Genomic DNA, 2,000 nt, shown 5'->3' on the forward strand with positions numbered 1-2,000 from the left:
CACCACCGCCCCCGACAGCGCGTGGGACCGCCCCATCACCGCCGCGCCACCGCCCTCCACCCCCGACACCAAACGTGAAGGAAGCATCGCAGAGAGCACCGACAAAGCGGAGCCCCGCTACGTCGATCACCACGTCGCCGGCGGGGTCGCCCACGTGCATGGCCCTCACCCGCGGCGCGGGTACCTGCGAAGACCACGCCAGCGAAAGCGTCGGGAAAAGTCAGCGTGAAAAAATCCTGGTCGAGGATGTCGAGGTGTACGTGTCGGCTCCGACCAGCCAGCGAAGGGCGCCCAGCGGGGACGCTCGTCGAGGAAGGAGACCGACCATGAAGTACATGATCGCCATCTACGGCAACCAGGAGCTGTGGGAGTCGTTCTCGGCCGAGGAGTTCCAGAAGGCCATCGCCGAGCAGGACGCGTTCAACCACAAGTTCAAGGAGACCGGCGAGTTGCTGGGCGCGTACGGAACCGCCGACGCGGCACAGGCGAAGACGGTGCGGGTGCGAAACGGAGCGCCGGCCGTGACCGACGGCCCTTACCTGGAGACCAAAGAATACCTGGCCAGCTGGTACCTGATCGATGTGGAAAACGAGCAGCCCGCCATGACCTGACCGGCGAGGCGGTGCGCCTGACCCGCCTGCTACATCGGCTGCTTCCCGACAACGGTGAGGTGGCCGGGCTTCTGGCGCTGATGCTGCTGACCGAAGCACGCCGCGATGCCCGCACCGGCGACGACGGCCTACCCGTTCCGCTGCCTCAGCAGGACCGTAGCCGCTGGGACCAGAGCCTCATCGCCGAAGGCGCCGCACTCATCACCGAAACGTTGTCCCGCACTCGTCAGCTCGGGCCGTACCAGATCCAAGCGGCGATCGCCGCTGTCCATGACGAAGCCCGACGGGTCGAAGACACCGACTGGCCGCAGATCCTCGCCCTCTACGAACTGCTCGAACAGGTCGCACCAAACCCGATGGCGACCCTCGGCAGGAGCGTCGCCGTCGCCATGGTCCACGGCCCCGATGCCGGCCTTGACATCGTCACCCGCCTGGAAACCGACGACCGGATGGCGTGCCATCACCGGCTCCATTCCGTTCGCGCCCATCTACTCGAAATGGCCGGCCGGCGGCAGGAAGCCCGGGCCAGCTACCGCACTGCGGCCCGCTACGCGACGAGTCTTCCCGAGAGGCGCTATCTCGACGCCCAGACGGCCAAGATCACCGACACGCCCACGCCGTTCGGCTTGCGATCGACGTAGTGCGGACGACCACGGTCAGCCGTGCAGACGATCTCGGACCCCGACACTCGCCTCAGCGCGGGCCCGGGCCGGGTCGGTGGGCGCCCGAGCGCCGAATCCGGTATCGCCACAGGCCACGCCGGGCCGGGATGGCGGGCCGTACGCCGTCGAGCACGCAGAGCGGCCCGCGCCGGGACCGACCGATGGGGCGGTCTCCGGCCCGGCGCGGTAACGTGCGGCGACATGACCGCCGTACCGTTCTCGCACTGCTCGTACTGCGGCGCCACCTACCCGGCGGACGTCGCCTGGCCGCGGGTCTGCGGAGTGTGCGGCGAGACGGTCTGGCGTAACCCGCTGCCGGTGGCGGTGGCCCTGGTGCCGGTGCGCACCGACGCCGGGCTGGGCCTGGTGGTGGTCCGCCGGGACATCGAACCGGCGCGTGGGCTGCTCGCGCTGCCCGGTGGCTTCATCGAGTACGGCGAGGAGTGGGCCGACGCGCTGGCGCGGGAGCTACGCGAGGAGACCGGCCTGATCGGCGACCCGGCGCAGGCGCGGCTGTTCGCGGTGCACGGCGCCCCGGCCGGCGGCACCATCATGATCTTCGGCGAGTTGCCGGAGCGCCCGGCGCATGCCATGCCGCCGTCGGCCCCGACCGAGGAGGCCACCGAGTGGCTGGTCCTCACCGAACCGGTCGAGCTGGCCTTCTCCACCCACACCCAGGCCATGGCCGACTTCTTCGCACGCCTCACCTAGCCCCATCCCCCGGCCC

At 70.0% G+C, this 2,000-nt stretch carries 3 protein-coding genes; all 3 read left to right on the forward strand.

Annotated elements, in window-relative coordinates:
* The first annotated feature begins 326 nt into the window (after window positions 1-326).
* Window positions 327-611, forward strand: a complete 285-nt coding sequence (locus E1193_RS31245) for a YciI family protein (protein WP_132186714.1) — start codon at window positions 327-329, stop codon at window positions 609-611.
* An 11-nt stretch (window positions 612-622) separates the two neighbouring features.
* Window positions 623-1,252: a DUF6596 domain-containing protein gene (locus E1193_RS31250; RefSeq protein WP_132186715.1), complete on the forward strand. Its 630-nt coding sequence runs from the start codon at window positions 623-625 to the stop codon at window positions 1,250-1,252.
* A gap of 222 nt (window positions 1,253-1,474) precedes the next feature.
* Window positions 1,475-1,984 carry an NUDIX domain-containing protein gene (locus E1193_RS31255; RefSeq protein ID WP_132186716.1) on the forward strand — a complete coding sequence of 170 codons (510 nt, stop codon included), beginning with the start codon at window positions 1,475-1,477 and terminating at the stop codon, window positions 1,982-1,984.
* Window positions 1,985-2,000 lie beyond the last annotated feature (16 nt).

The organism is Micromonospora sp. KC606, from assembly GCF_004348675.1.
Taxonomy (GTDB): domain Bacteria; phylum Actinomycetota; class Actinomycetes; order Mycobacteriales; family Micromonosporaceae; genus Micromonospora.